Genomic DNA, 23,973 nt, shown 5'->3' with positions numbered 1-23,973 from the left:
GCTTCTTGTCGCAAAAGTCCCGGCAGTCAATCTTTAAGTTTATTAGTCAGCTTTTGATTTTTTATTGAATAATGATTTGCATTTCTAAATAGGACATAAAAACACCTGCTTGCGAAAACATTCTAGGGGGGAGAGTGTTTTCGCAAACAAGCGTTAGTTTCGTAACATCATGATGAGTGTTACCGCTAGGACAAACCTAGCGGCAGACCAGAGCTAGACTAAGATTTACTGATATAAACCCATCATCATAACACTCAACAAAATTGATGATTTATACTAATTCAATGATAGCCATTGAAGCAGCATCACCACGGCGTGGTTCTGTTTTTAAAATACGTGTATAGCCTCCATTGCGTTCAGCATAGCGAGGTGCGATTTCATCAAACAGTTTTTGTAATGCTGTTGTTGATGTATACTTATCTGTAGCATCGTCATAGCTTTCTGACGCAATTTCATTACGAACAAAGGCAGCAGCCTGACGGCGGGCGTGTAAATCACCGCGTTTACCTAAAGTAATCACCTTTTCAACCGTTTTACGAATTTCTTTGGCACGTGCTTCTGTTGTAACAATTGACTCGTTGATAATCAAATCTGTAGTCAGATCGCGAAGCATTGCTTTACGCTGTGAACTCGTACGTCCTAATTTACGGTAAGCCATTTCATCCTCCTATATTATTATTTATCATTTTTCAAGCCGAGACCAAGGTCTGCAAGTTTAACTTTAACCTCTTCAAGACTCTTGCGGCCAAGGTTGCGGACTTTCATCATTTCCGGTTCTGTCTTCTCAGTTAAATCAAAAACAGTGTTGATCCCTGCTCGCTTCAAACAGTTATATGAACGTACTGATAAGTCTAATTCTTCGATAGTACGGTCAAGCACCTGCTCATCGTTAACTGTCTCAGCTTCCTTCATTACTTCAGTTGTCTTAGCTACTTCGGTTAAATCAGTAAACAGGTTTAAATGTTCCATCAGAACACGGGCAGAAAGACCAAGAGCATCCTCCGGAATGATTGTTCCATTAGTCATGATTTCGATTGTTAATTTATCAAAACCATCATTGCTGCCGACACGGGCAGGTTCCACTTGATAATTAACCTTTTTCACTGGTGTGTATATGGAATCCACTCCTAGTGTTCCCACAGGTGCGTCATCTTTTTTATTATTTTCAGCAGGAACATAGCCACGATTTGTTGCAACGGTCATACTTGCTTTCAAATTATAGCCTTCTGCGATTGTAAATAAATAGTGATCAGGATTAACAATTTCAATATCGCTGTCAGTCAAAATATCACCGGCAGTAATTTCTGCTGGGCCTTCAACATCCAGTTCAATAGTTTTTTCATCATTTACGTAAGATTTTACTGCCAGTCCTTTAATATTAAGGATAATCTGCATAACATCTTCGCGTACACCCGGGATTGTGTCAAATTCGTGGAGTACTCCATCAATCTTAATTGATGTTACTGCTGCACCCGGAAGTGAAGACAGAAGCACACGACGAAGAGAATTACCTAGAGTTGTTCCATAGCCGCGTTCCAGCGGTTCGATAACAAATCTGCCATAATCTTTATTTTCATCAATTTTTGTTATTATTGGTTTTTCAAACTCAATCATTTATTTCCCCCTCGAAACGAATCTTGTGTACTACTTACCTAATTATATGATTATACACGACGACGTTTTGGAGGACGGGCACCATTATGCGGCACAGGAGTCACATCACGGATTGCAGTCACTTCAAGACCGGCAGCGGCGAGTGCACGAATAGCTGACTCACGGCCTGAACCAGGGCCTTTGACAGTAACTTCAACAGTTTTAAGACCGTGTTCTTGTGCAGATTTTGCAGCAGCCTCAGAAGCCATTTGAGCCGCAAATGGAGTTGATTTACGAGAACCTTTAAACCCAAGAGCTCCAGCTGATGACCATGCAATCGCATTACCATGCACATCTGTAATCATAACAATAGTGTTATTAAATGTAGCGTGAATATGAGCAACACCGGATTCGATGTTTTTCTTTACACGACGCTTACGTGTTGGTTTAGCCAATTTTTGCCACCTCCTATTTTATTTCTTCTTACCAGCAATTGCAACTGCTCTGCCTTTACGGGTGCGAGCGTTATTTTTGGTGTTTTGTCCGCGAACAGGCAGACCGCGACGATGACGGATTCCCCGATATGAACCAATTTCCATCAAACGTTTGATGTTTAAGTTAACTTCACGGCGAAGATCTCCTTCAACCTTGACATTGTCAACTTCACGGCGAATAGCATCTTCTTGATCTGTTGTTAAATCTTTAACACGGATATCTTCTGACACATCAGCAGCCGCTAAAATCTTTTTCGCTGTTGACAAACCGATTCCATAAATATAGGTTAATGAAACCACTACACGTTTATCATTTGGGATATCTACTCCAGCAATACGAGCCATTTTTTCTCCTTTCTAATCTATCGTTATCCTTGACGTTGCTTGTGTTTTGGATTTGTCGGACAAATTACCATAACACGGCCATTGCGGCGAATAACCTTGCAGTATTCGCAAATTGGTTTAACCGATGGTCTTACCTTCATCTTTAATCCCTCCAATTATTTCGATTATTTAAAGCGGTATGTGATCCGCCCACGCGTTAAGTCATAAGGACTCATTTCAACGGTAACACGATCACCTACCAAAATACGAATGTAGTTCTTCCGGATCTTTCCTGATACAGTTGCTAAAATTTGGTGTCCATTTTCCAACTCAACAGTGAACATTGCATTAGGCATCGTTTCAACAACCTTACCTTCAATCTCAATCACATCTTCTTTTGCCACGCAAAAGCACCCCCTAAATTTCGATTTGCTGTCCTCTGAGCACAGAGATACATTTATAAGCCAGACTAGCCTATTATATCACGACTTCCCCGCATACGCAAGTAAGTTTGAGCAATTATTTCATCGCTTCAAGCGCTTTTTTAATATCTTGAAAGACAGCCTCAATATCCTGGTTTCCTTCGATATCAAAAACGATACCTGCCTTACGGTAATGGGCAAGAATGGGCTCTCCCTGAGCAATATTAACGTCAAGACGGCGTTTGACAGTTTCGGGCTTATCATCCTCCCGCTGATAATAGTCCTCTTCATGATAGCTATCATCCATTACTGGAGGGTTAAAAACTTTGTGGAATGTCTCACCAGTCTTACGGTTAATAATACGTCCGCTTAGGCGTTCCAGCAAAGACGACGGATCAACATCAATGTTGATGACGCCATCAAGTTTCAAACCGAGGCTCCCCAAAATGTCATCAAGAGCATGTGCCTGCTCTATCGTACGCGGATAGCCATCGAGCAAGAAACCTTTGGCTGCGATATCATCCTGAGAAAGACGATCTTTGACAATTCCGTCTGTCACTTCATCCGGAACAAGCTCCCCCTTATCAATATAGGATTTAGCTAACAGTCCCATCTCGGTTTGTTCAGCCATAGCAGCACGGAACATGTCACCGGTAGAAATGTGCGCTACTCCGAATTCATCAACAATCTTAGCTGCTTGAGTGCCTTTTCCTGCACCGGGCAACCCCATAATCAAAAGATTCATGCTAGTCTCCTTAATTTAAAGCGAGGGCCAAACGTAAGCCCCTTTAAGCAGGGACAGCTGCATTGTTTGTCCCCAAAATTTTAGTCTGAAACGGCCGTACAAATACCTTGCCGCTCCCGTCAGCCATAGAGCTTTTTTTTCGTTATTCTTAGGTCAAAGCCTTACCGAGTATCTACAGCCTGTTGTTTGATTCAAGTGCCAGTAAAAGTCAGTACATATAATCATGCAAAAGACTGAGCATAAGACGCTTTCAGCTTACACTTTAAAAACAAGCGAACCTGACGATATACAATCTAAGCTTCTTTCAGTTAATCATGAATAAGCCAGAAAGCTATCTCAAGCCCGCTTTTATCTGAAATTCAAACACTGCAGCATCAGTTAATTTCCGCTGTATTCATAAAACCGACATACTGTCGTTTTAAAAGGTAGCCTTCCAGCTGCTTCATGCCTTCAATACCCGTTGAAATAAGAATCAGCAGGCTGGTCCCCCCCAGAGCAACACTGGAGGATAAATCCAGCCACTGCTGGGCAATAATTGGGCTCAATGAAACAAAAGCCAGAAAAACAGAGCCAACTGTTGCTAACTTTTTGAGCAGCGATGACATATAGTCTTCGGTCTCTCTGCCAGGTCTCACACTAGGTATGTAGGAAGAGTTCTTCTGCAGATTCTCTGCCGTTTTTTCCGGATTGACCTGAACAAACGTATAAAAGAAAGAGAAGAGCACAATCAGCAGAGCGTAGACTAACATACCTGATGGCGTCTGATAGTTCAAAAGATTCTGCAGAGTCGTCAGCCAAGGAATATCTCTTCCATTTTGAAAGAAAGGAATAACCGTGCTGGGAATAGTAGTAATAGAACTGGCAAAAATAACAGGAATCACTCCAGCCGGATTAACCTTCAAAGGAAGATAAGAACTGGTTGGTGCTCCTTGAGACAGTTTTGTGTACTGAATCGGAATTTTGTATTCAGCCTGCTGAACAAAAGTCGTAAAGAAAATCACTGCAAGTGTCGCAAGAAGCAAAATACCAACAACGATTAACGAATGGTTCAACTGACCGGACCGGATATTAACGAAATAATCTTCATAAATCGTACGGACAGTATCGGGAATCGAAGAAATAATCCCGGCAAAGATAATCATCGAAACCCCATTCCCAAAGCCTTTATCCGTAATCTGCTCGCCCAGCCAGGTTACAATCATACTGCCGGTTGTCAATAAAGCCCCGATCAGCAAATAGGTTTGCAGATTAGGGGTGGCTACGATACCTACACTTGATAAAGCATTGAAACCGTAAGCAATACCTATCGATTGCACAAAGGCAAATATCAGGGAAATATAGCGTGTCGCCTGATTCAATTTTCGGCGTCCGACTTCTCCCTGCTTACTCCATTCAACAAAGCGCGGCACGATATCCATTTGCAGCAGCTGAACAATGATAGAAGCTGTAATATAAGGGCTGACCCCCATTGAAAAAACAGAGAAATTGCCCAAAGCATTACCGCTCACCAGATTCAGCATATTTAAAAAAGGAAGATCGCTGAGCTGGCCGAGATTTTTAGCATTGATTCCGGGGACTGTAATATGGGTGCCTATCCGAAAGACAAGGATAATAAAAAGTGTGAAGAAAATCTTATTTCTTACATTTTTTACCTTTAAAGCATCTTTGAGTAATTTAAAGAACATAATGAGTTACCTCTCATTAAACGACTTCGATAGAACCACCTTTAGCAGTGATTGCTGCCTCAGCAGATTTCGAAAATTTTGCTGCTTTGACAGTCAAGGTTTTAGTTAATTCACCGTTGCCAAGAATTTTTACGCCTGATTTTTCAGCACGAATAATTCTGGCTTTCTTAAGAAGAGCCGGTGTTACTTCAGTACCATCCTCGAAAACATTTAACTGTTCAAGATTGACAATAGCATATTCCTTAGCATTGATGTTAGTAAATCCACGCTTTGGGAGACGGCGGAATAACGGCGTTTGTCCACCTTCGAATCCAGGACGAATGCTGCCGCCACTGCGAGCCTTTTGTCCTTTTTGTCCACGGCCAGCAGTTTTGCCGTTACCGGATGAACTGCCGCGGCCCACACGCTTACGAACTTTACGAGAGCCTTGAGCAGGCTTGAGTTCATGAAGTTTCATTTATTTTTTCTCCTTATTTGTAAAATGCTAGCGCCAATACAGCAAAAAGGAACTCTGCTGCATCAACTCGCCTATACTTACTAGTTCAGTTTAAGCCGCAGGAAGACCTCCGCGACTCAACTGCTTATATGCAAAGTCAGCCAAACACCTGCACGGCTTTACATCCAGCAAATAAACTGTTTGCTGGCAAAAGACCGGCTGTATTTGACGGACCTATCTTATTTAGCTTCTTCAACAGCAACCAAATGTGCAACTTTGTTGACCATGCCGCGAATGGCTGCGTTGTCATCTTTAACAACCGAACTATTTATCTTGCTAAGTCCGAGAGCAGCGATTGTCTTTCTTTGCTCTGGTTTGCGTCCGATCGGAGACTTAGTCAAAGTAATCTTAATTTGAGCCATGTTAATCTCCTTTCTTATCCCAAATCAGCAACTGAAAGCCCGCGCAAAGAAGCAACTTCTTCAGCACGCTTAAGCTGTTTCAGACCTTCAACTGTTGCACGCACAATGTTGATCGGTGTATTTGATCCTAATGATTTTGATGATACATCTGCAATACCTGCAAGTTCAACAACAGCACGTACCGCACCGCCTGCAGCAACACCTGCCCCTTCAACGGCAGGCTTCAGCAGAACGCGTGCTCCGCTGAAGTCTGAGCGGACTTCATGAGGAATTGTAGTTCCCACCATTGGGACTTCAATCATATTTTTCTTAGCAGATTCAGATGCTTTGCGAATAGCTTCCGGTACTTCCTGAGCTTTGCCAGTACCAAATCCAACATTGCCGTTGCGGTCTCCGACAACAACCAAAGCGGCAAAACGAAGACGGCGGCCTCCTTTGACGACTTTTGTTACTCGGTTAATCGCAACTACACGTTCTTCAAGTTCAACTGCATTATCCTTAAATGCCATTATTCAGTGTCCTCCCTTTTAGAATTTCAATCCGTTTTCACGAGCTGAGTCAGCCAAAGCTTTAACACGGCCGTGATAGAGATATCCACCGCGGTCAAACACCACTTCAGAAATACCTTTAGCTACTGCGCGTTCAGCGACTAATTTGCCAACAACAGCGGCCTGTTCTGTCTTCGTTCCTTTAGAAACTTCTTTATCAAGAGTTGACGCACTTGCAAGCGTTACACCCGCTACGTCATCAATTACTTGAGCGTAGATGCCTGTATTAGAACGGAAAACGTTCAAACGTGGGCGATCAGCAGTTCCAGAGATTTTACCGCGGACACGACGATGGCGTTTTTTGCGGAGTTTATTTTTATCTGGCTTCGAAATCACAATTTTCACCTCTTAAATATTATTTTTCTTTGTCTATTGACAGGATATAAAACGTTCAATATGCAGCAGAAAAACCAAACCGCATATTCTGCCACAATCTTATTTCCCTGTTTTCCCTTCTTTACGGCGGACATATTCACCAACATAGCGAATACCTTTGCCTTTATAAGGTTCAGGGGTACGAAGACTGCGAATGTAAGCAGCTGTCTGACCGACAACTTCTTTATTAATTCCAGAAACAATGATTGATGTCGCTGACGGCACTTCAAAAGTAATTCCTTCTGGAGCAGTCACTTCATCTTGATGCGATTTACCAACCGAAAGAACTAATTTTTGGCCTTGAAGCTGGGCACGGTACCCAACCCCTTGCATTTCAAGTTCCTTTTTGAAACCTTCTGAAACACCAACGACCATATTGTTTAAATTAGCACGGCTCGTTCCGTGGATCATTTTCATTGCTTTAGAATCGTTCGGACGATGGAGTGTGATTTCACTGCCATCAACCTTGATTTCAATATCCTTGCTGAACTCACGGCTGAGTTCCCCTTTGGGACCTTTGACAGTAACAAGGTTATCTTTATTGGTGATTTCAACACCGGCAGGCAGTACAATTGCCTTATTACCAATACGTGACATAATTTATTTTCTCCTGTTAGATTATCAAGCCGCTTGCAACTGCGACTAGTTTTCACGGGGCGACTTATGATTAAAGGGCCTCAAAAGCTAAAGCAAAAACAGAGTCATCAACTGAGTGTCTGAGCACATCAGAAACCCTTTTTTCACCACAGCTCAACCTAATATCAACAGTCTTTTAAGGGGTAAGCTCTGACGAGATTACCATACATAGGCAATCACTTCTCCGCCGACATTCTTTTGACGGGCTTCTTTATCTGTCAAAAGTCCTTCTGATGTAGAAACAATTGCAATTCCAAGTCCGTTAAGAACTTTAGGAAGATCATCGCTTTTAGCATAAACACGAAGACCTGGTTTTGAGATACGTTTCAAGTTCGTGATGACACGTTCGCCATTTGGTCCGTATTTTAAGAAAACACGGATAATACCTTGCTTATTGTCTTCAATCACTTCAACATTTTTAACAAAGCCTTCACGTTTAAGAATTTCAGCAATACCTTTTTTAATGTTTGATGCAGGAGCTTCAAGCATTTCATGCTTTTCTTGATTAGCATTGCGAATGCGTGTCAGGAAGTCTGCAATCGGGTCAGTCATAACCATTTTATTTTTCTCCTCTTAGCTAGTAGTTTGATGCTTTTCACTTGCTAGTTAATTGACGATACAAAGGGAACCTAAAACTACAATGCAGAATAGGAAATTTGCTAAAGAAGCCTTACCGTTCTAAAACGTTTATCCTTTTCACATAGGCTTTAGACCCGTGCCCAAATATAATGAACAGCTTTGTATCCTTTTGTTTAAGTCCGTTTTGAGCACCAGCTCAATTCGGGTTCACACGATGAACAGGTAAATATAGAAGTCTGCACGCCAGACAGCCACATCTCCCTAATTTGCCTGTCCACAGCGCTCTTCATGCCATCGGTTTACCAAGAAGCTTTTGTCACTCCTGGAATTTGGCCTTTATAAGCCAATTCACGGAAGCAGACACGGCAAAGTTTAAATTTGCGGTAAACAGAATGCGGACGGCCGCAGCGTTCACAGCGTGTATAAGCTTGCGTAGAGAACTTCGCAGGGCGTTTGCTCTTAGCAATCATTGATTTTTTAGCCAATTCACAACCTCCTTATTATCTTGCAAAAGGCATACCAAGACCTGTCAATAATTCACGCGATTCTTCATCAGTATTGGCAGTTGTAACGATAACGATATCAAGTCCGCGGACTTTATCAACATTATCAAAATTAATTTCTGGGAAAATCAGCTGCTCTCTCACACCGAGCGTATAATTACCACGTCCGTCAAATGATTTTGTCGGAACACCATGGAAATCACGTACACGCGGCAGTGAAACAGTAACCAGTTTGTCTAAAAATTCATACATTCGCTCACCGCGAAGCGTAACCTTTGCTCCAATTGCGACACCTTCACGAAGACGGAAGCCAGCAATTGATTTCTTAGCTCTGGTAATAAGGGGTTTTTGCCCTGAAATAAGAGCCAATTCCTCAGCTGCTTTTTCAAGGTTCTTCGCATTTGAAACAGCGTCGCCCACACCCATATTGAGAACAATCTTCTCAACTTTAGGAACAGCCATCACAGAACTATAATTGAACTTTTCTGTCAGTGCAGGAACAACTTCATTGATATATTTTTCTTTTAAGCGATTTGCCATTATGCCTCTCCTTTCCTTCGTGATTAATCAAGCACTTCGCCTGATTTTTTGTTGTAACGGACTTTTTTGCCGTCAACAAATTTATAGCCGACACGGCCTGCTACGCCATTTTTATCAAGCACCTGAACATTTGATGCATGGATAGGTGCTTCCTGTTCAACAATAGCCCCTTGAGGGTTTTCGGCATTTGGTTTCTGATGTTTTTTTACAATTGCAACACCTTCAACAACTACCTTGTTTACTTTTGGAAGAGCTTTGAGGACAACAGATTCAACACCTCTGTCCTTACCAGCAATAACACGAACTTTATCGCCTTTTTTTACAAACATTTACGTTTTCTCCTATTATATTTCTTACGCCCTGAGGGCACCCTAACCAACAGCTAGGGGACTAAGGCTTTTTAAAGAGGGGGTTAGTTGAGAACATTAAGACAGGCTTGTTTAAGACAAGGCAGTGTCTTGTTGTTCAAAATAAATTTATGCTTGATACTTAGAGTATGCTTCGCATTAAAGCACTTCTGGTGCCAGGGAGATAATCCGCATGTAGCCCCCTTCACGCAATTCACGGGCAACCGGACCAAAGATACGGGTTCCGCGTGGGGTTTTGTCATCACGGATAATAACTGCTGCATTTTCATCGAACTTGATGTAAGATCCATCCGGACGGCGTGCGCCTGATTTTGTCCGAACAATAACAGCCTTAACAACTTCACCTTTTTTTACTGCACCACCAGGAGTAGCTTGTTTCACTGAAGCAACGATAACATCACCGATATTAGCAACTTTACGTCCTGAGCCACCAAGCACTTTGATAGTCAAGATTTCACGGGCACCGCTATTATCAGCAACTTTCAAGCGAGTTTCTTGTTGAATCATTTCACTTTTCTCCTTTTAGTTTTAATATTAGATAATAACAGCTTTCTCGATCACTTCTACAAGACGAAAATGTTTTGTAGCTGACAATGGACGAGTTTCCATGATACGAACGATATCGCCTTCTTTAGCAAGATTGTTTTCATCATGTGCTTTATATTTCTTTGAATAGTTGATACGTTTACCATAGACTGGGTGGTTACGCTTAGTTTCAACTATAACAGTAATTGTTTTATCCATCTTGTCAGAGACAACACGTCCAACAAGGGTTTTGCGTTGATTACGTTCCATTAGTTAGAAGACTCCTTTCCCAATCTATTCTTTCGTTTCAGCCTGAACTGTCTTAACTCGGGCAATCTGTTTTTTCACTTCGCGCAAACGGGCAGTTTGATCAAGCTGACCTGCTGCGGCTTGGAAACGAAGATCAAACAATTCTTTTTTGAGTTCGTTTTCTTTTTTAGCAAGCTCTTCTTGAGACAAGCCACGAAGCTCTTTAACAAAATCTTTAATTTCTTGAAGTTTCATGTCTTCTCCTTACTCTGCTTCACGTTTTACGAATTTAGTCTTAACCGGCAGTTTGTGACTGGCAAGGCGAAGTGCTTCCCGTGCCACCTCTTCGGAAACACCGGCTACTTCGAACATCACTTTGCCACGTTTGACCGGAGCTACCCAGCCTTCAGGCGCACCTTTCCCAGATCCCATACGCACACCGATTGCTTTAGCTGTATATGATTTATGAGGGAAAATTTTAATCCAAACTTTACCGCCACGTTTCATATAACGTGTCATAGCAATACGGGCAGCCTCAATCTGACGGTTGGTAATCCAGTGGCTTGTTGTAGCTTGAAGACCGTACTCTCCAAAATCCACCTGTTTGCCACCTTTAGCCTCACCGCGCATTTTTCCGCGAAATTCGCGGCGGTGTTTAACACGTTTAGGTACTAACATCTGTTATTTCCCTCCTTTAGTGTTTTTACGGCCTGGAAGAATTTCGCCGCGGTAAATCCAAACTTTAACGCCAAGCTTACCGTAAGTTGTGTCAGCTTCTTCCCAGGCATAATCAATGTCGGCACGAAGTGTGTGAAGCGGAACAGTCCCTTCTGAATAGCCTTCGCTGCGGGCAATATCGGCACCGTTCAGACGGCCTGATACTTGTGTTTTAATTCCTTTAGCTCCCGCACGCATTGTCCGCTGAATAGCTTGTTTTTGAGCGCGGCGGAAAGCAACACGCTGCTCAAGCTGGCGGGCAATATTTTCACCCACAAGGTGAGCATCTAAGTCCGGCGCTTTAATTTCAATGATGTTAATGTGAACTTGTTTGCCTGTCAGTTTATTGAGCTGAGCACGAAGTGCATCAACATTTGAGCCGCCTTTCCCGATAACCATACCAGGTTTAGCAGTATGAACTGTAACAATAACTTTATTTACAGCGCGCTCAATTTCAATGGTTGAAACTGAAGCATCCACCAGCTCTTTGTTGATAAATTTACGGATTGCCAGATCCTCATGAAGGTAATCCGCGTATTCTTTTTCAGCATACCATTTCGCATCCCAGTCACGGATGATTCCGACACGCATACCAATTGGATGTACTTTTTGACCCACGATTTTACCTCCTTATTTTTCTGCTACAACTACGGTAACGTGAGTTGTCCGTTTATTAATCGGTGAAGCTGACCCTTTCGCACGCGGACGGAAACGTTTCATCGTCGGTCCTTCGTTTGCAAATGTTTCAGACACCACTAAATCTGCCTTTTCCAAGCCAAAATTGTTTTCTGCATTAGCGATAGCTGAATTGAGTGTCTTTTCAACTACACGAGCGGCTTTGTTAGGCGTGAATTTTAAAATTGCAATTGCATCAGCAACGTTCTTACCGCGGATAAGATCGAGCACAAGACGTGTTTTCCGAGGGGAAACACGCACTGTACGAGCCATTGCTTTAGCTGAAGTAATTTCTGCCATTGTGTTTTCTCCTCCTATTAACGACGTGTTCTCTTATCGTCAGCTGCGTGACCTTTGTAAGTTCTTGTCGGTGCAAATTCACCAAGTTTGTGGCCTACCATATCTTCCTGAATATAAACAGGAACATGTTTGCGTCCATCGTAAACTGCGATTGTATATCCGACAAAACTTGGGAAGATCGTTGAACGGCGCGACCAAGTTTTAATTACTTTTTTCTTTTCGTCATTAGCCTGAGCTTCAATTTTTTTCATTAAATGCTCGTCGGCGAAAGGTCCTTTTTTAAGACTGCGTCCCATTTTTATTTTTCTCCTTTAAAATAGATACCACAGCGGCTTGAGAAGAGATAGAAAACGAACTGCTTTCTTTGCATCAGGCTCAACCAGAAGAAACCTCTTCTGACTTTAAAACCAGCAAAGGCTTTTAGATAAGCTGCAGCAGTTTAAACTATCACTGCCCTACCGAGCTGGCGGATAATATCAACAGAGTGCCTGTGCATAAAAAGACTGCACTCTGAGCTTACGGCAATTCAGCCGCCATAAGCATGTATTCTGATGTTCAGACGCCTATTTTTCGTTACGGCGGCGAACAATAAGTTTATTTGATTTAGCTTTTTTGCTCCGTGTTTTCAAACCAAGTGCAGGTTTGCCCCAAGGAGTTGATGGCGCTTTGCGTCCAACCGGCGCTTTACCTTCACCACCACCGTGCGGGTGATCGTTAGGGTTCATTACAGAACCGCGGACTGTAGGACGAATCCCTTTCCAGCGGCTGCGCCCTGCTTTACCGATGTTGATCAGGCTTTGCTGTTCATTGCCGACAGTACCAACAGTAGCACGGCAGGTCCCGAGAATCATCCGGACTTCACCAGACTGAAGGCGGACAAGCACATACTTGCCTTCCTGTCCCAACACTTGAGCAGAAGCACCAGCAGCTCGGATAAGTTCAGCCCCTCTTCCAGGTTTCAGCTCAATATTGTGAACAACAGTACCAACAGGGATGTTGGCCAAAGGAAGCGCGTTGCCGACCTTGATGTCTGCATCCGGCCCTGATACAATACGCTGGCCAACTTCAAGACCTTTCGGCGCAAGGATATAAGCTTTCACGCCATCAGTGTAATGCACCAAAGCGATATTAGCTGTGCGGTTTGGATCATATTCAATTGTTTTAACAATTGCTTCGACACCATCTTTGTTACGTTTGAAGTCAATCAAACGGTAGTGGCGTTTATGCCCGCCGCCTTGGTGACGGACAGTAATGCGGCCTTGATTATTGCGGCCTGCCTTGTTCTTTAAAGGAACAAGCAGTGATTTCTCAGGAGTTGTAGTAGTAATTTCTGCAAAATCCAAAGAAGTCATATTACGACGGCCATTGGTCGTTGGTTTATAAACTTTAATACCCACCTTATTTCCTCCTTAGATTATTCAGCTTCTGTTTCAAACAGATCAATTGTTTTAGAATCAGCTGTCAGTGTAATAATCGCTTTTTTAGTTTTACTTGTAAAACCAGTGTAGCGGCCGACACGCTTTGCTTTCGGTTTAACATTGACAGTATTAACGCTGGCAACTTTAACCCCTTCAAAAGCAGCTTCGACAGCCTGCTTAATCAAAAGCTTATGTGCACGTGTATCTACTTCAAATGTGTACTTTCCTGATTCCAAGTCGTACATTGCTTTTTCAGTGATAACTGGTTTTTTAATGACATCGTACAAATTCATTATGCAAGAACCTCCTCAATCGTAGAGATCGCTTCTTTAGTAGCTAAAACCTTGTCGCTGTTGACAATATCAAGAACACTTGCAGTTCCGGCTGTAGCAACCGTCACATTAGGAAGATTGCGAGCTGACAGTTCAGCAAATGCATTGCCTTCTTCAAGGAGAACGAGCACTTTTGTATCAACATCAAGCGCAGCGAGAAGTTTTGCAAACTCAGCAGTTTTTGGAGCTGCGAATGAAAGAGCGTCCACAGCGATAAATTTATTTTCAGCAACTTTTGCTGAATAAACTGATTTCAAAGCAAGACGGCGAACTTTCTGCGGAAGTTTGTAGGCATACGAACGCGGAGTCGGTCCAAAAACAACGCCGCCGCCACGCCATTGAGGCGCACGAATAGAACCTTGGCGGGCACGCCCAGTTCCTTTTTGGCGCCACGGCTTACGCCCACCGCCGCGAACAGCAGAACGGTTTTTTACCGCATGTGTTCCTTGGCGAAGGCTGGCACGCTGGCTGATTAATACATCAAAAACAACCGCTTCATTTGGTTCAATTCCGAAGACAGCATCGTTTAAAGTGATTTCGCTGACTTCTTTACCAGTCTGGTCAAATAGTTTTACGTTGGCCATTTTTACTGATTTCCCCTTTCCTTATTATTTAGCAGCTTTAACTGCTGATTTGATGGTAACAAGTGACTTTTTAGCTCCCGGTACGTTACCTTTAATAAGGATAGCGTTCTTTTCCGGAATCACTTGTACCACCTCAAGGTTTTGTACTGTTACACGGTTGCCACCCATACGTCCGGCTAATTTTTTGCCTTTGAAGACACGGTTAGGATCAACCGGCCCCATCGAACCCGGACGGCGGTGATAGCGTGAGCCGTGTGACATCGGTCCGCGCGATTGTCCATGACGCTTAATCGCCCCTTGGAAACCTTTTCCTTTTGTTGTTCCTGTGACATCAACAACATCACCGGCTGCGAAAGTATCAACTGTAATTTCCTGACCAACTTCCAAGCCTTCGATGTTTTTGAATTCACGAATGAAGCGCTTAGGAGCTGTGTTAGCTTTTGCTACATGGCCTTTGGCAGGTTTGTTGCTCAGCACTTCACGTTTGTCATCAAAACCTACTTGAACAGCTTCATAACCGTCTGTTTCGACAGTTTTAACCTGAAGCACAACATTAGGTGTTGCTTCAATGACTGTTACAGGAATAAATTCACCGTTTTCTGTGAAGATTTGAGTCATTCCCACTTTTTTCCCTAAGATTCCTTTTGTCATGAGAACTATTTCCTTTACTATATTTTATTTTTGTTTTCCGAGCTTTCCTGCTCAGTTTTTTCACAAGAGCACTTACAGGCCCTTATATTAATTAAAGTTTGATTTCCACGTTGACACCGCTTGGCAGATCCAGTTTCATCAAAGCATCCACTGTTTTCTGTGTCGGGTTGATAATGTCAATCAAACGCTTGTGTGTCCGCATTTCGAACTGCTCACGAGAATCCTTGTACTTGTGAGTCGCACGGATAACTGTATAAAGACTGCGTTCAGTTGGCAACGGAACAGGTCCGGCAATTGTCGCACCGGTGCGTGTTGCAGTTTCAACAATCTTTTCAGCAGCCGCATCTAATGTACGGTGTTCGTAAGCCTTCAGGCGGATACGGATTTTTCTATTTGCCATCTTTTCTCCTCTCGTCTATTTACGATAATAGGCTAGCTCTTCAAGAAAACCGACAGGCGATTGCGTGGCAATGCAACCGAGCGTGTCGCAACCTCTTGCATCATAGCTAAAGCTGTTTTTTTTTACAGCACCCACCTATAATATCAGATTTGACAAGGCTTTGCAAGGGGTTTTTATTATTTTTTTTGATTTTATTCAGGAAAAGGGTTTCAAAAAAACGCAGCCGAAGCTGCGTTTTTTACTATATTCTACTTCTCCTGTATAAACTGTCTGTATCTGCAGTAGAGAAAAAACCACCTAAATACGTTATCCATAAGTGTCGCCAGCCAAACACCAGCCAGACCCAGACCAAGAAAAAGACCCAGAACAGAGCCGAGGACAATGCGGATTCCCCACATTCCAATAGTCGTCGCATATAAAGGAAGCCTAGCCTGACCAAGTCCCTGCCAGACAGCTGTGAAAACAAGCGCTCCTGCTGCTGCAGGGCTGCCGATAAAAGAATAAAACAAAACAATCAGACTAGCCTGAACAGCTGCTGTGTTTACAGTAAACAGGCCTGTCAAACTGCGGCCAAAGAAAAAAATCAAGGCCCCGATCAGCAGCATTAACAATAAAGAAATAAGATAAGAATCTCTAACCAGAAGTCTGATGTCTTTCTTATTGCCTTCACCCAGACTATGGGCTACTAAAATGACAGCCGCTGTCGCGACAGCCATCCCAGGCATGTAATTAAATTGAGTCAGGGTCTCTCCGATGGCATTGCCAGCAACAGCTTCCGTACCAAATTTCACAATTATCGCTACAATGACAATATCGCCGGCTCTCATCATCAGACGCTCAGCTGCAGCAGGCAGAGCCAAGCCCAGCAACTCTTTATCCGCCCGCAGCCTTATCTGGCTGAAAATCTCTCTAACAGGAAGCTGGCTGCCCAAAAGCAAGACCCCGAGCAAACGTGAACAAACAGTTGCAGCCGCGACACCCGCAACGCCCCAGTTAAAAACCAAAACTGCACAAGCGGACAGCAAGGCATTAAGCAAGTTAATCAGCAAACTGACCGTCATAGGCAGTACGTATTTGCCTTGTGCCCGCAGAAGTGCCCCGAAAGTCGTCATTAGCCCTAAACCGAAAATCAGACCGCCCACAATAATTAGATAGAGCCCGCCATTCTGTGTCACTGACGGGCTTGTCCCCAGCAATCTCAGAACCGTTTTGCCGAATACCAAAGAAAACAGACCTAAAGCCAGCCCAAGAATTAACGTCACAAAAACTGATTCTGACTGATAACGTTTGGTCTGGGCTAGATTTTTTTCGCCATAGCTTTTAGCAATCAAACTGGAAACCGCAGCACCAAGGGCAATGAACAAAGCCTGATATACCGTGATAATATTATTGGCAACTGATACTCCGGAAACCGCAGCTAAACCTACCTGAGCTACCAAGAAATTATCTGCAGCTCCCATAAGCATCTGCAGAATATTTTCCCCCATAGCAGGCAGAGCCAGCTGAATAATGTTCTTTTTTGAATTCATACTATTACATAAGAAAAGCACCGCAGCCAAAAGAAAGGGGTACGCATCATGTGCCTCTGTATTTCAGTCTTTCTGACTGCTTGTGCTTTTTTATCAGGAAAGACCGAGACAGTCTTCAACCGCCTCCTGCATCGCCTTGCTGGCAACAACCGCTCTGTGGCGGACAGTTGCCGTTTCCAAGCCAGCTACAGCCTTAGGAACAGCAACACCTGACAAGGCATGCAGTTCACGTACAGCTGCAAAATCATTCCCTGCATCTTTTCCTGTAGCAGCCTCTACTGCGACACGGGGAAACTTGTAAGGACTGGCCGTTGAAGCGATAACTGTCGGTCTCTGGTCTCCTGTACGTTCAGCATAAGCCCGGTAAACCGCAGAAGCAACTGCCGTATGTGGGTCTTCAATGTAAGCAGAGTGCTCGTAAACACGTTTGATTTCAGCTGCCGTCTCTTCTTCTGTTGCAGAACCCGCTGCAAATAAATTCAGAATATCCTGATTCACCGCTTCAGGCAAATGGTATTCTCCTTTGACTGCCAGTTCATCCATTAAACGCTTCGTTGCAGCAGCATCATTGTCCAGCAGATGAAAAAGCAGACGCTCCAAGTTTGACGACACTAGAATATCCATAGAAGGACTCGTTGTCACACGGAAAGGACGCTTCTTATCATAAGTTCTGCTCGCAAAGAAGTCTGCCAAAACCTTGTTTTCATTGGAAGCACAAATCAGCTTGCCAATAGGCAGACCAATTTGGCGGGCATAGTAAGCGGCTAAGATATTGCCGAAATTTCCTGTCGGGACGGTTACATTAATTTCATCCCCACTCTTAATCTGTTCTGTTTTAATCAGCTGAGCGTAAGCATAGATATAGTAAACAATCTGTGGCACCAAACGGCCGATATTCATCGAATTTGCTGATGAGAACTGCATCTGATGCTCCTGAAGTTTCAGCTTTAAATCTGAATTATTAAACATCTCTTTGACATTGGTCTGAGCATCATCAAAATTTCCTTCTATGGCAATAACGTGGGTATTAGCTCCTTCTTGGGTGGTCATCTGGAGTTCCTGAATCTTACTGACCCCGCCTTTAGGATAAAAAACAATGATTTCCGTTCCCGGAACATCAGCAAAACCAGCCATAGCAGCTTTTCCTGTATCACCTGATGTCGCAGTCAGAATAACAATTTTATGATCTACCCCCTGTTTTTTGGCAGATGTTGTTAGTAAATAAGGCAAAATGGACAGAGCCATATCCTTAAAAGCAATAGTGGAGCCGTGAAACAGTTCTAAGTTATAGTGTCCTTCAACTTTAACCAAGGGTGCGATGGCAGGAGTATCAAACTTATCATCGTAAGCAGATTCAATACAGTAATCCAGTTCTGCTTCTGTAAAGTCATCCAGAAAAGCGGCTAAAACAAGTTTAGCAACTTCTTGATATGATGCCTGCTGAAGCTGATCGAAATCAAGATTGAGCTTGGGCAGGGACAGGGGGGTGAACAGTCCGCCGTCAGCTGCTAAGCCTTGCAGAATAGCCTGACTGGCCGTTACTCTATTGTTTTCATCACGTGTTGACTGGTATATCAAGGTCATACTTCTTCCTCTTTATCTAGATAGTCTTGTACATGCATTATACCATAATTTTCTGAATATTTGAGTGAAGTGCCGGAAAATAGCAAAAGCTTTATATTAAAAGCAATAAGGATCTGCTTTATGAAGAGGCAGGCATTAGAAATTTTTCGCTGCAATAAAATGACTGAGCGTTAGGCACGAGAATGAAAAACAGAGGAAACCAACTATGTCTGCACCACATCAAAATTAGCGGTCTGAACTTAACCAGAGGCAGACAAAACTTACCTAGAAATTAAAAACCGCTATCATAAAAACGCCCTTAGGCAGACCTGCAGCTGAATCAGCTGCAAAACCTGTCTAAAGGCGCGGTGTTGAATCATTTCGCTACTAGTAAAGTCAATTAATTAATATTCCCAGCGCGAGTCTACCCCAGCAATGGAAATCCAAACTGTTGCTAAAACATCATAGAACAATTCAGTCATTTTTATCCCCCTTATTTTTCTGACATCCTCTGTCACCTTTATTATAGCTCTATCATTTTTATTTGTAAACAGCTAATCAGAAACTTTTTGAGCAGTAAACGATTTCATTTTTTTGAAGTTTTTTAATCTGTAAAAGACGGACTTCAAATAAAAAAACAGTGACAAGGCTGAGACAAAAGTCCTCCTCGTTTTACTGTTTTAAACAGATGAGTTTGGCGCAGTGGAAGTTCCCATCCCTTGCGGCACAACAGAATAGTAGTTTCTCTAAGCAACTGTGCGGAGGCGGGACGACAAAATCGAAAGCATCATGTTATGACAATTGACCGATTTTGTCCCACTCTCCATTTCATTATCATTCCGACTCCCCTTTAGCTGGATGTTTTGCTGCTTTTTGAACAGCTTTCTGAATAGTTTCTACATAGAGGTTAGCTCCCTCTTCATCAGCATCGCTGTAATGAACACCGTCTGTGCCGTTCCAGATATCGGGATTATCAACAGCAGCCTGATACCAGTCGGCAACAGTAAGATAATCGTAGGTCTTAGCAAGCAGCAGTTCGTATTCCCTGACTTCTGAAACCTGAGTTATGTTTTTAGAATTATAAGGGGTGACCAGAACCAGACGATAACCATCAGGAAGAGCCTCCACAAACTGGTCGAGATCTTCTTTATATTGGTCCAGCGAATTGACACCGACAGCCAGTACAACGACTTTTGACAAGGTCCCGCTGTCCAGATGATTCCGAAAAATAGTAAAGGCATCATCAAAATCGCGGCTTACTGAAGCATCCAGCTGTGCTTCCGGTAAGAGTGAAGCAAAAGCGTCGCTGGAACGTAAAGCAACCGAATCTCCAATAACCATAACATCACTGAGTGCACTTGCATCTCCTGCAGCTAATGTATGTGTACGTTCAAGATTCATTTGGGCTTGTTTTAAAGAATTAACAGTTAATTCCGTTTCAAAAGCACCAACTCTGGGAGCCACAATCACTGTCACAAGCGTTAGGGCACTCAGGAAACCGACTGTGCCATAAAGCCATTTTTTATAAGGAGTGAGATTAAAATCAACTCCAAGAAGCCTGATTTTTTTACCTGCAATAAATGGTTCAATAATATAATAAGATAAAGCCGAAAAGACAAGTGAGAAAAAGAGGGTTAACAGAACGGCCAACACATTAGGCAAAAGCTGGCTGAAAATAATATAAAAAGGCCAGTGAAAGAGATACATGCCATAGCTGATATCTGCTAAAAAGGTTATAATAAGCGGTTCTTTCAGATCAGCTGTTTTATCATGAAGCACGCGCGCCGCATAAATCATCAGCACCGTAAAGAAACTTGCCAGGAAAAAGCCAAAAAGATAAGTTACAAGGCTGTTAAAATCAAGCAGCAGGCTCAATATCAGCAAAAGAGAAAAACTGCCAGCAAAAACAGAAAGCGTGCGCCTCACGGACCAGAGCCGTGAATTGCGCTTGAAGCGCGCTGTTGTTTCTGCTACACCTGACAGTGTAGCAACCATGGCTCCTAAAAAGAAGGGATAGGTGTGAGAAAGTGTTGAAAAATAAATACGCGATACATTGTCTACGAAAAAGGCTCTGATGAACATGCTGCCAAAACTAAGCGCAAAAAGAGCCGCTGATAAGATAAAAACAAGACTTCTTAATTTATTCTTATCGTAACCTTGTCTGGCCAGCCACCAGACTAAAAAGCCCCAAATAATGTAAAAATGAACCTCGATGGCCAAACTCCACGTATGTACAAAAAGATGGGGAATAAACTGTGTTTCATAATTCCCGCCCGTAATAATCTCATAAAAATTAGTGGCGAAACCCAAAGCTGCCGCAATCTGCCGGCCGATTCCCGCAATAAAATCTGAACGAACTAAGTAGACGAAAGGCATAATGCAAAGAATCATTAATACCAAAGGCGGAACAATTCGGTAAAACCGCCGTCTAAAAAAAGCCAGCAGGTTGATGCGCTTATTTCTGGCATATTCATCTATCAGCAAGACTGTAATCAGATAGCCTGAAAACGTAAAAAACACATCAACACCGATAAAGCCGCCTGGAAAAGTGTTTTTAAAGAAATGGTAAAGCAGCACCAGCAGCAGGCCGCAAACACGTATTAAAGAAAACCATTTTATTCTCATTTTTGATAAATCCCCTGTACAAAGGTGCCTGTATAGACTTCTTCGTTCTTAGCTTTCAGAGTCCCTTGGCCGTCAGCCTGACCGTTTTTAAAACTGCCGCTGTAAGACCAGCCATGACTTGATGTAAACGTCCCCTGACCGTTGAACACCCCATTAGTAAACTGCCCTTCATAGACATCGCCGTTTTCATAAGTCAGCTTTCCCTGGCCGTTCATCCGGTTATTAACAACATAGCCTGTGTAGCTTATTTTCCCATCATCATAGGTCAGCGCCGTCTTTTCTTTAAAAGCAAGAGGGAGCACAGAAAGTCCGCAGACTACAATAAGAAGCACACTTGCAAGTTCTAATTTCTCCCGTGTCAGCTTAAACCTTCTCATTATTATCCCTTCCTCTTCTTTATCAATTTTCCGCCTTTTCAGAAAGCACTGACAGCCAATACCGGCAGCCCTGCTTCACCAGATCATAAGTTGCAGCAAAGTCTCCTGTGTACCAAGGATCAGGTACACCATTTTCTGTAAATAAAAAGATCTTCTCAGTAAATCTGCCATCAGACAAACGCTTTAAATCACGCACATTATCCTTATCCATGCCGATAAGATAATCAAAATCCGTAAAATCCTTCAGACTGATGCGCTGAGAAACTTTCGTTTTATCAAAAACGATACGATGTTGCTTCAAAACAGTCTGTGTCCCGGAATGAATAGGATTGCCGTGCTCCCAGCCTGAGGTCCCCCGGCTTTCTACAAGGACAGGCTGCCCTTTAGCCATATCCTTCATCACAAATTCAGCCATAGGGCTACGGCAAATATTGCCCAGACAAACAAAACAGATTTTTTTCATCTTTGAGGTTCCTTTTAATGTTACTTTCCTCCTTTAATATTACCCTATTTTTAACGGATTTTCCACTTTAAATAAGGCTTTACCTCAAAAAAACAGCCAAGCTTTCTGCGCCTGTCGGCAGCAAAAAACTCAGCTGGCTGTTGATCAATTGCTGATTTCCCCATTGCTGGTTAAAATCCAGCAACAAGACCAATAGTCTTTAATGGCTGTCAATATAGTCCTTAATATCCTCTACCTTTTCGTCATAGTCCTCAATAGTCGGATAGCCGTTTTCTGTTAAATAGTCATCAATCTCACTTAAGTTGGAGCCCATTTTAACTTCCCCGCTCGCGCTTGTAATGACATATGTGCCGTCTCCTTTGGCTGCTATGTTTGTAGCATCAGATAAAACAATCGCATAGCTGCCGTCAGCTGCTTTAGTTACTGTTGTTCCGTCCGAATCAAGAATGGTGTAGGTTCCATCATCAGTTGCTGTTATATCCGTCCCATCATTCAACGTTACCTTAAAATTATTGGAACCGCTAACTAAAATTGTGCTGCCATCACTGTAAGTTATGCCTTTACCGCTGCCAGTATCAGACTGACTGCTTGATGTCGTTTTATCAGAACTCGTACTCTTAGTTACACTGGAACTGGAAGAGGCGGTCTTTGAGTTTTCTGTCTGATTATTGCTGCTGCAGGCAGCAAGTGCCAAGATACTGGCAGTCAGTAAGGTTAACTTAATTGTTTTTTTCATAAATATATCATCCTCCTATTCGTTTATTATAACAAAAAAATAAAGAAAAAATTTTTGACTAAATAAAAATAACCAGATTGTCATATAAATGACAGTCTGGTTGCATAAAGATGTTAAAATTATTAATTTTCTCCAGGATAAATATAACCCAGATGCTCATAAGCCTTGGCTGTAGCCACTCGCCCGCTTCGAGTCCGCATCATAAAGCCTTTTTGAATCAGGTAGGGTTCATACATATCTTCAACCGTGTCACGTTCCTCGGCAATATTGACAGATAAGGTTCCCAGACCGACCGGTCCTCCTTTGTATACTTCAATCATGGTTTTTAAGATTTTCTGATCCACATAATCCAGCCCTTCATGATCGACATCGAGCATGTTTAAGGCCTTGTCTGTCATGTCTCTATTAATCTTCCCGTCTCCCATAATTTGGGCGTAGTCCCGCACGCGCTTGAGCAAACGGTTAGCGATACGCGGTGTCCCGCGGCTGCGCCTAGCTAACTCCGCAGCCGCTTCATGTTCAATGGCCATCGTAAAAATAGCCGCTGTCCGTTCAACAATGTCAGTCAGAGCCTCAGTGCTGTAATACTCCATATGCCCCGTGATACCAAACCGAGCACGCAAAGGATTGGACAGCATACCGGCGCGTGTCGTTGCCCCAATAAGCGTGAAAGGAGGCAAATCCAAATGAACACTGTGACTGGTATCCCCGGCTCCAATCATGATATCGATGTAAAAATCCTCCATGGCACTGTAGAGAACTTCCTCAACCGCCATAGGAAGCCGGTGAATCTCATCGATAAAAAGAACATCTCCCGGTTCCAAATCATTGAGTACAGCAACCAGATCTCCGGCTTTTTCAATCGCCGGTCCCGCAGTCTGCTTGAGATTTACGCCGAGTTCATTGGCGATAACAAAAGCCATTGTCGTTTTGCCAAGTCCCGGAGGACCGAATAAAAGAACATGATCCAGAGCTTCATCCCGCATTTTAGCAGCCTCAATGAAAATTTTCAGCTGCTCTTTCACCTTATTCTGGCCGATATACTCTTTTAAATAACGAGGACGGAGGGTCGGCTCAAGTGCTTCTTCATCTTCCATTAAATGATTGTCTAAAATTCTTGTCATGAGATTAGTATAGCAAGTCCGGACCGTATTTTCAA

The 23,973-nt window shown here is 43.0% G+C and carries 36 protein-coding genes; all 36 read right to left on the bottom strand.

Going from position 1 to position 23,973, the window contains the following annotated elements; genetic code table 11:
- Positions 1-271 precede the first annotated feature (271 nt).
- Positions 272-658, bottom strand: coding sequence for a 50S ribosomal protein L17 (gene rplQ, locus DDV21_RS00595; RefSeq protein WP_116878539.1), 387 nt, complete (start codon positions 656-658; stop codon positions 272-274).
- A 17-nt stretch (positions 659-675) separates the two neighbouring features.
- Positions 676-1,614 carry a DNA-directed RNA polymerase subunit alpha gene (locus tag DDV21_RS00590; RefSeq protein WP_116878538.1) on the bottom strand — a complete coding sequence of 313 codons (939 nt, stop codon included), beginning with the start codon at positions 1,612-1,614 and terminating at the stop codon, positions 676-678.
- Between the two features lie 50 nt (positions 1,615-1,664).
- Positions 1,665-2,048: a 30S ribosomal protein S11 gene (gene rpsK / locus DDV21_RS00585; RefSeq protein ID WP_116878537.1), complete on the bottom strand. Its 384-nt coding sequence runs from the start codon at positions 2,046-2,048 to the stop codon at positions 1,665-1,667.
- Positions 2,049-2,066: 18 nt separating this feature from the next.
- A complete protein-coding gene (rpsM, locus tag DDV21_RS00580) occupies positions 2,067-2,432 on the bottom strand; it encodes a 30S ribosomal protein S13 (RefSeq protein ID WP_116878536.1) in 366 nt (121 codons plus the stop codon).
- A 23-nt stretch (positions 2,433-2,455) separates the two neighbouring features.
- A complete protein-coding gene (gene rpmJ, locus DDV21_RS00575; RefSeq protein WP_000868345.1) occupies positions 2,456-2,572 on the bottom strand; it encodes a 50S ribosomal protein L36 in 117 nt (38 codons plus the stop codon).
- Positions 2,573-2,596: 24 nt separating this feature from the next.
- Positions 2,597-2,815, bottom strand: coding sequence for a translation initiation factor IF-1 (gene infA / locus DDV21_RS00570; protein WP_001040189.1), 219 nt, complete (start codon positions 2,813-2,815; stop codon positions 2,597-2,599).
- Positions 2,816-2,930: 115 nt separating this feature from the next.
- A complete protein-coding gene (locus DDV21_RS00565) occupies positions 2,931-3,578 on the bottom strand; it encodes an adenylate kinase (RefSeq protein WP_116878535.1) in 648 nt (215 codons plus the stop codon).
- 374 nt (positions 3,579-3,952) lie between these two features.
- Positions 3,953-5,263 carry a preprotein translocase subunit SecY gene (secY, locus tag DDV21_RS00560; RefSeq protein WP_116878534.1) on the bottom strand — a complete coding sequence of 437 codons (1,311 nt, stop codon included), beginning with the start codon at positions 5,261-5,263 and terminating at the stop codon, positions 3,953-3,955.
- A gap of 16 nt (positions 5,264-5,279) precedes the next feature.
- Positions 5,280-5,720: a 50S ribosomal protein L15 gene (gene rplO, locus DDV21_RS00555; RefSeq protein ID WP_116878533.1), complete on the bottom strand. Its 441-nt coding sequence runs from the start codon at positions 5,718-5,720 to the stop codon at positions 5,280-5,282.
- Positions 5,721-5,938: 218 nt separating this feature from the next.
- Entirely contained in the window at positions 5,939-6,121 is a 183-nt protein-coding gene (rpmD, locus tag DDV21_RS00550) for a 50S ribosomal protein L30 (RefSeq protein WP_116878532.1), read from the bottom strand.
- Positions 6,122-6,135: 14 nt separating this feature from the next.
- Entirely contained in the window at positions 6,136-6,630 is a 495-nt protein-coding gene (rpsE, locus tag DDV21_RS00545; protein ID WP_116878531.1) for a 30S ribosomal protein S5, read from the bottom strand.
- A gap of 18 nt (positions 6,631-6,648) precedes the next feature.
- Positions 6,649-7,005, bottom strand: a complete 357-nt coding sequence (gene rplR / locus DDV21_RS00540) for a 50S ribosomal protein L18 (protein WP_116878530.1) — start codon at positions 7,003-7,005, stop codon at positions 6,649-6,651.
- Between the two features lie 99 nt (positions 7,006-7,104).
- Positions 7,105-7,641 (bottom strand): 50S ribosomal protein L6, encoded by a 537-nt coding sequence (gene rplF / locus DDV21_RS00535; RefSeq protein WP_116878529.1) that lies wholly within the window; start codon positions 7,639-7,641, stop codon positions 7,105-7,107.
- Positions 7,642-7,839: 198 nt separating this feature from the next.
- Positions 7,840-8,238, bottom strand: a complete 399-nt coding sequence (gene rpsH, locus DDV21_RS00530) for a 30S ribosomal protein S8 (protein ID WP_116878528.1) — start codon at positions 8,236-8,238, stop codon at positions 7,840-7,842.
- Between the two features lie 320 nt (positions 8,239-8,558).
- Positions 8,559-8,744, bottom strand: coding sequence for a type Z 30S ribosomal protein S14 (locus DDV21_RS00525; protein ID WP_067064824.1), 186 nt, complete (start codon positions 8,742-8,744; stop codon positions 8,559-8,561).
- A 15-nt stretch (positions 8,745-8,759) separates the two neighbouring features.
- The gene (rplE, locus tag DDV21_RS00520; RefSeq protein ID WP_116878527.1) at positions 8,760-9,302 is read right to left on the bottom strand and encodes a 50S ribosomal protein L5; all 543 of its coding nucleotides are present in this window, start codon (positions 9,300-9,302) and stop codon (positions 8,760-8,762) included.
- Positions 9,303-9,325: 23 nt separating this feature from the next.
- Positions 9,326-9,631, bottom strand: a complete 306-nt coding sequence (gene rplX, locus DDV21_RS00515) for a 50S ribosomal protein L24 (protein ID WP_116878526.1) — start codon at positions 9,629-9,631, stop codon at positions 9,326-9,328.
- 177 nt (positions 9,632-9,808) lie between these two features.
- The gene (rplN, locus tag DDV21_RS00510; protein WP_116878525.1) at positions 9,809-10,177 is read right to left on the bottom strand and encodes a 50S ribosomal protein L14; all 369 of its coding nucleotides are present in this window, start codon (positions 10,175-10,177) and stop codon (positions 9,809-9,811) included.
- 27 nt (positions 10,178-10,204) lie between these two features.
- On the bottom strand, positions 10,205-10,465 hold the full coding sequence (rpsQ, locus tag DDV21_RS00505; RefSeq protein ID WP_116878524.1) for a 30S ribosomal protein S17: 261 nt from the start codon (positions 10,463-10,465) through the stop codon (positions 10,205-10,207).
- A 24-nt stretch (positions 10,466-10,489) separates the two neighbouring features.
- Positions 10,490-10,699, bottom strand: coding sequence for a 50S ribosomal protein L29 (gene rpmC / locus DDV21_RS00500; RefSeq protein WP_067064813.1), 210 nt, complete (start codon positions 10,697-10,699; stop codon positions 10,490-10,492).
- Positions 10,700-10,708: 9 nt separating this feature from the next.
- Positions 10,709-11,122: a 50S ribosomal protein L16 gene (gene rplP / locus DDV21_RS00495; protein WP_116878523.1), complete on the bottom strand. Its 414-nt coding sequence runs from the start codon at positions 11,120-11,122 to the stop codon at positions 10,709-10,711.
- 3 nt (positions 11,123-11,125) lie between these two features.
- A complete protein-coding gene (gene rpsC, locus DDV21_RS00490; RefSeq protein WP_116878522.1) occupies positions 11,126-11,779 on the bottom strand; it encodes a 30S ribosomal protein S3 in 654 nt (217 codons plus the stop codon).
- Positions 11,780-11,791: 12 nt separating this feature from the next.
- Positions 11,792-12,136, bottom strand: a complete 345-nt coding sequence (rplV, locus tag DDV21_RS00485) for a 50S ribosomal protein L22 (protein WP_067064805.1) — start codon at positions 12,134-12,136, stop codon at positions 11,792-11,794.
- A gap of 17 nt (positions 12,137-12,153) precedes the next feature.
- Positions 12,154-12,432 carry a 30S ribosomal protein S19 gene (gene rpsS / locus DDV21_RS00480; RefSeq protein WP_116878521.1) on the bottom strand — a complete coding sequence of 93 codons (279 nt, stop codon included), beginning with the start codon at positions 12,430-12,432 and terminating at the stop codon, positions 12,154-12,156.
- 267 nt (positions 12,433-12,699) lie between these two features.
- Positions 12,700-13,533 (bottom strand): 50S ribosomal protein L2, encoded by an 834-nt coding sequence (gene rplB / locus DDV21_RS00475; protein ID WP_116878520.1) that lies wholly within the window; start codon positions 13,531-13,533, stop codon positions 12,700-12,702.
- 17 nt (positions 13,534-13,550) lie between these two features.
- Entirely contained in the window at positions 13,551-13,847 is a 297-nt protein-coding gene (locus tag DDV21_RS00470; RefSeq protein ID WP_116878519.1) for a 50S ribosomal protein L23, read from the bottom strand.
- Positions 13,847-14,470: a 50S ribosomal protein L4 gene (gene rplD / locus DDV21_RS00465; protein ID WP_116878518.1), complete on the bottom strand. Its 624-nt coding sequence runs from the start codon at positions 14,468-14,470 to the stop codon at positions 13,847-13,849. Before rplD ends, DDV21_RS00470 begins: the two co-directional genes overlap by 1 nt.
- Before the next feature lie 24 nt (positions 14,471-14,494).
- Positions 14,495-15,121 carry a 50S ribosomal protein L3 gene (rplC, locus tag DDV21_RS00460; RefSeq protein ID WP_116878517.1) on the bottom strand — a complete coding sequence of 209 codons (627 nt, stop codon included), beginning with the start codon at positions 15,119-15,121 and terminating at the stop codon, positions 14,495-14,497.
- 91 nt (positions 15,122-15,212) lie between these two features.
- Positions 15,213-15,521 (bottom strand): 30S ribosomal protein S10, encoded by a 309-nt coding sequence (gene rpsJ, locus DDV21_RS00455; RefSeq protein ID WP_116878516.1) that lies wholly within the window; start codon positions 15,519-15,521, stop codon positions 15,213-15,215.
- Positions 15,522-15,769: 248 nt separating this feature from the next.
- A complete protein-coding gene (locus DDV21_RS00450) occupies positions 15,770-17,050 on the bottom strand; it encodes an MATE family efflux transporter (RefSeq protein ID WP_116878515.1) in 1,281 nt (426 codons plus the stop codon).
- 93 nt (positions 17,051-17,143) lie between these two features.
- Positions 17,144-18,634, bottom strand: coding sequence for a threonine synthase (gene thrC / locus DDV21_RS00445; protein WP_116878514.1), 1,491 nt, complete (start codon positions 18,632-18,634; stop codon positions 17,144-17,146).
- Positions 18,635-19,447: 813 nt separating this feature from the next.
- Entirely contained in the window at positions 19,448-21,238 is a 1,791-nt protein-coding gene (locus tag DDV21_RS00440; protein WP_116878513.1) for an acyltransferase family protein, read from the bottom strand.
- The gene (locus DDV21_RS00435) at positions 21,235-21,615 is read right to left on the bottom strand and encodes an MORN repeat-containing protein (protein ID WP_116878512.1); all 381 of its coding nucleotides are present in this window, start codon (positions 21,613-21,615) and stop codon (positions 21,235-21,237) included. Before DDV21_RS00435 ends, DDV21_RS00440 begins: the two co-directional genes overlap by 4 nt.
- A gap of 22 nt (positions 21,616-21,637) precedes the next feature.
- Entirely contained in the window at positions 21,638-22,078 is a 441-nt protein-coding gene (locus tag DDV21_RS00430) for a low molecular weight protein-tyrosine-phosphatase (RefSeq protein ID WP_116878511.1), read from the bottom strand.
- Between the two features lie 199 nt (positions 22,079-22,277).
- Positions 22,278-22,814 carry a hypothetical protein gene (locus tag DDV21_RS00425; protein WP_116878510.1) on the bottom strand — a complete coding sequence of 179 codons (537 nt, stop codon included), beginning with the start codon at positions 22,812-22,814 and terminating at the stop codon, positions 22,278-22,280.
- Between the two features lie 122 nt (positions 22,815-22,936).
- The gene (ruvB, locus tag DDV21_RS00420) at positions 22,937-23,938 is read right to left on the bottom strand and encodes a Holliday junction branch migration DNA helicase RuvB (RefSeq protein ID WP_116878542.1); all 1,002 of its coding nucleotides are present in this window, start codon (positions 23,936-23,938) and stop codon (positions 22,937-22,939) included.
- Between the last annotated feature and the right edge of the window lie 35 nt (positions 23,939-23,973).

This window comes from Streptococcus chenjunshii, assembly GCF_003086355.1.
GTDB classification, from domain to species: Bacteria; Bacillota; Bacilli; order Lactobacillales; family Streptococcaceae; genus Streptococcus; species Streptococcus chenjunshii.
The sequence above is the reverse complement of the archived record's forward strand: the minus strand, read 5'-3'. Positions and strand labels throughout refer to the sequence as shown.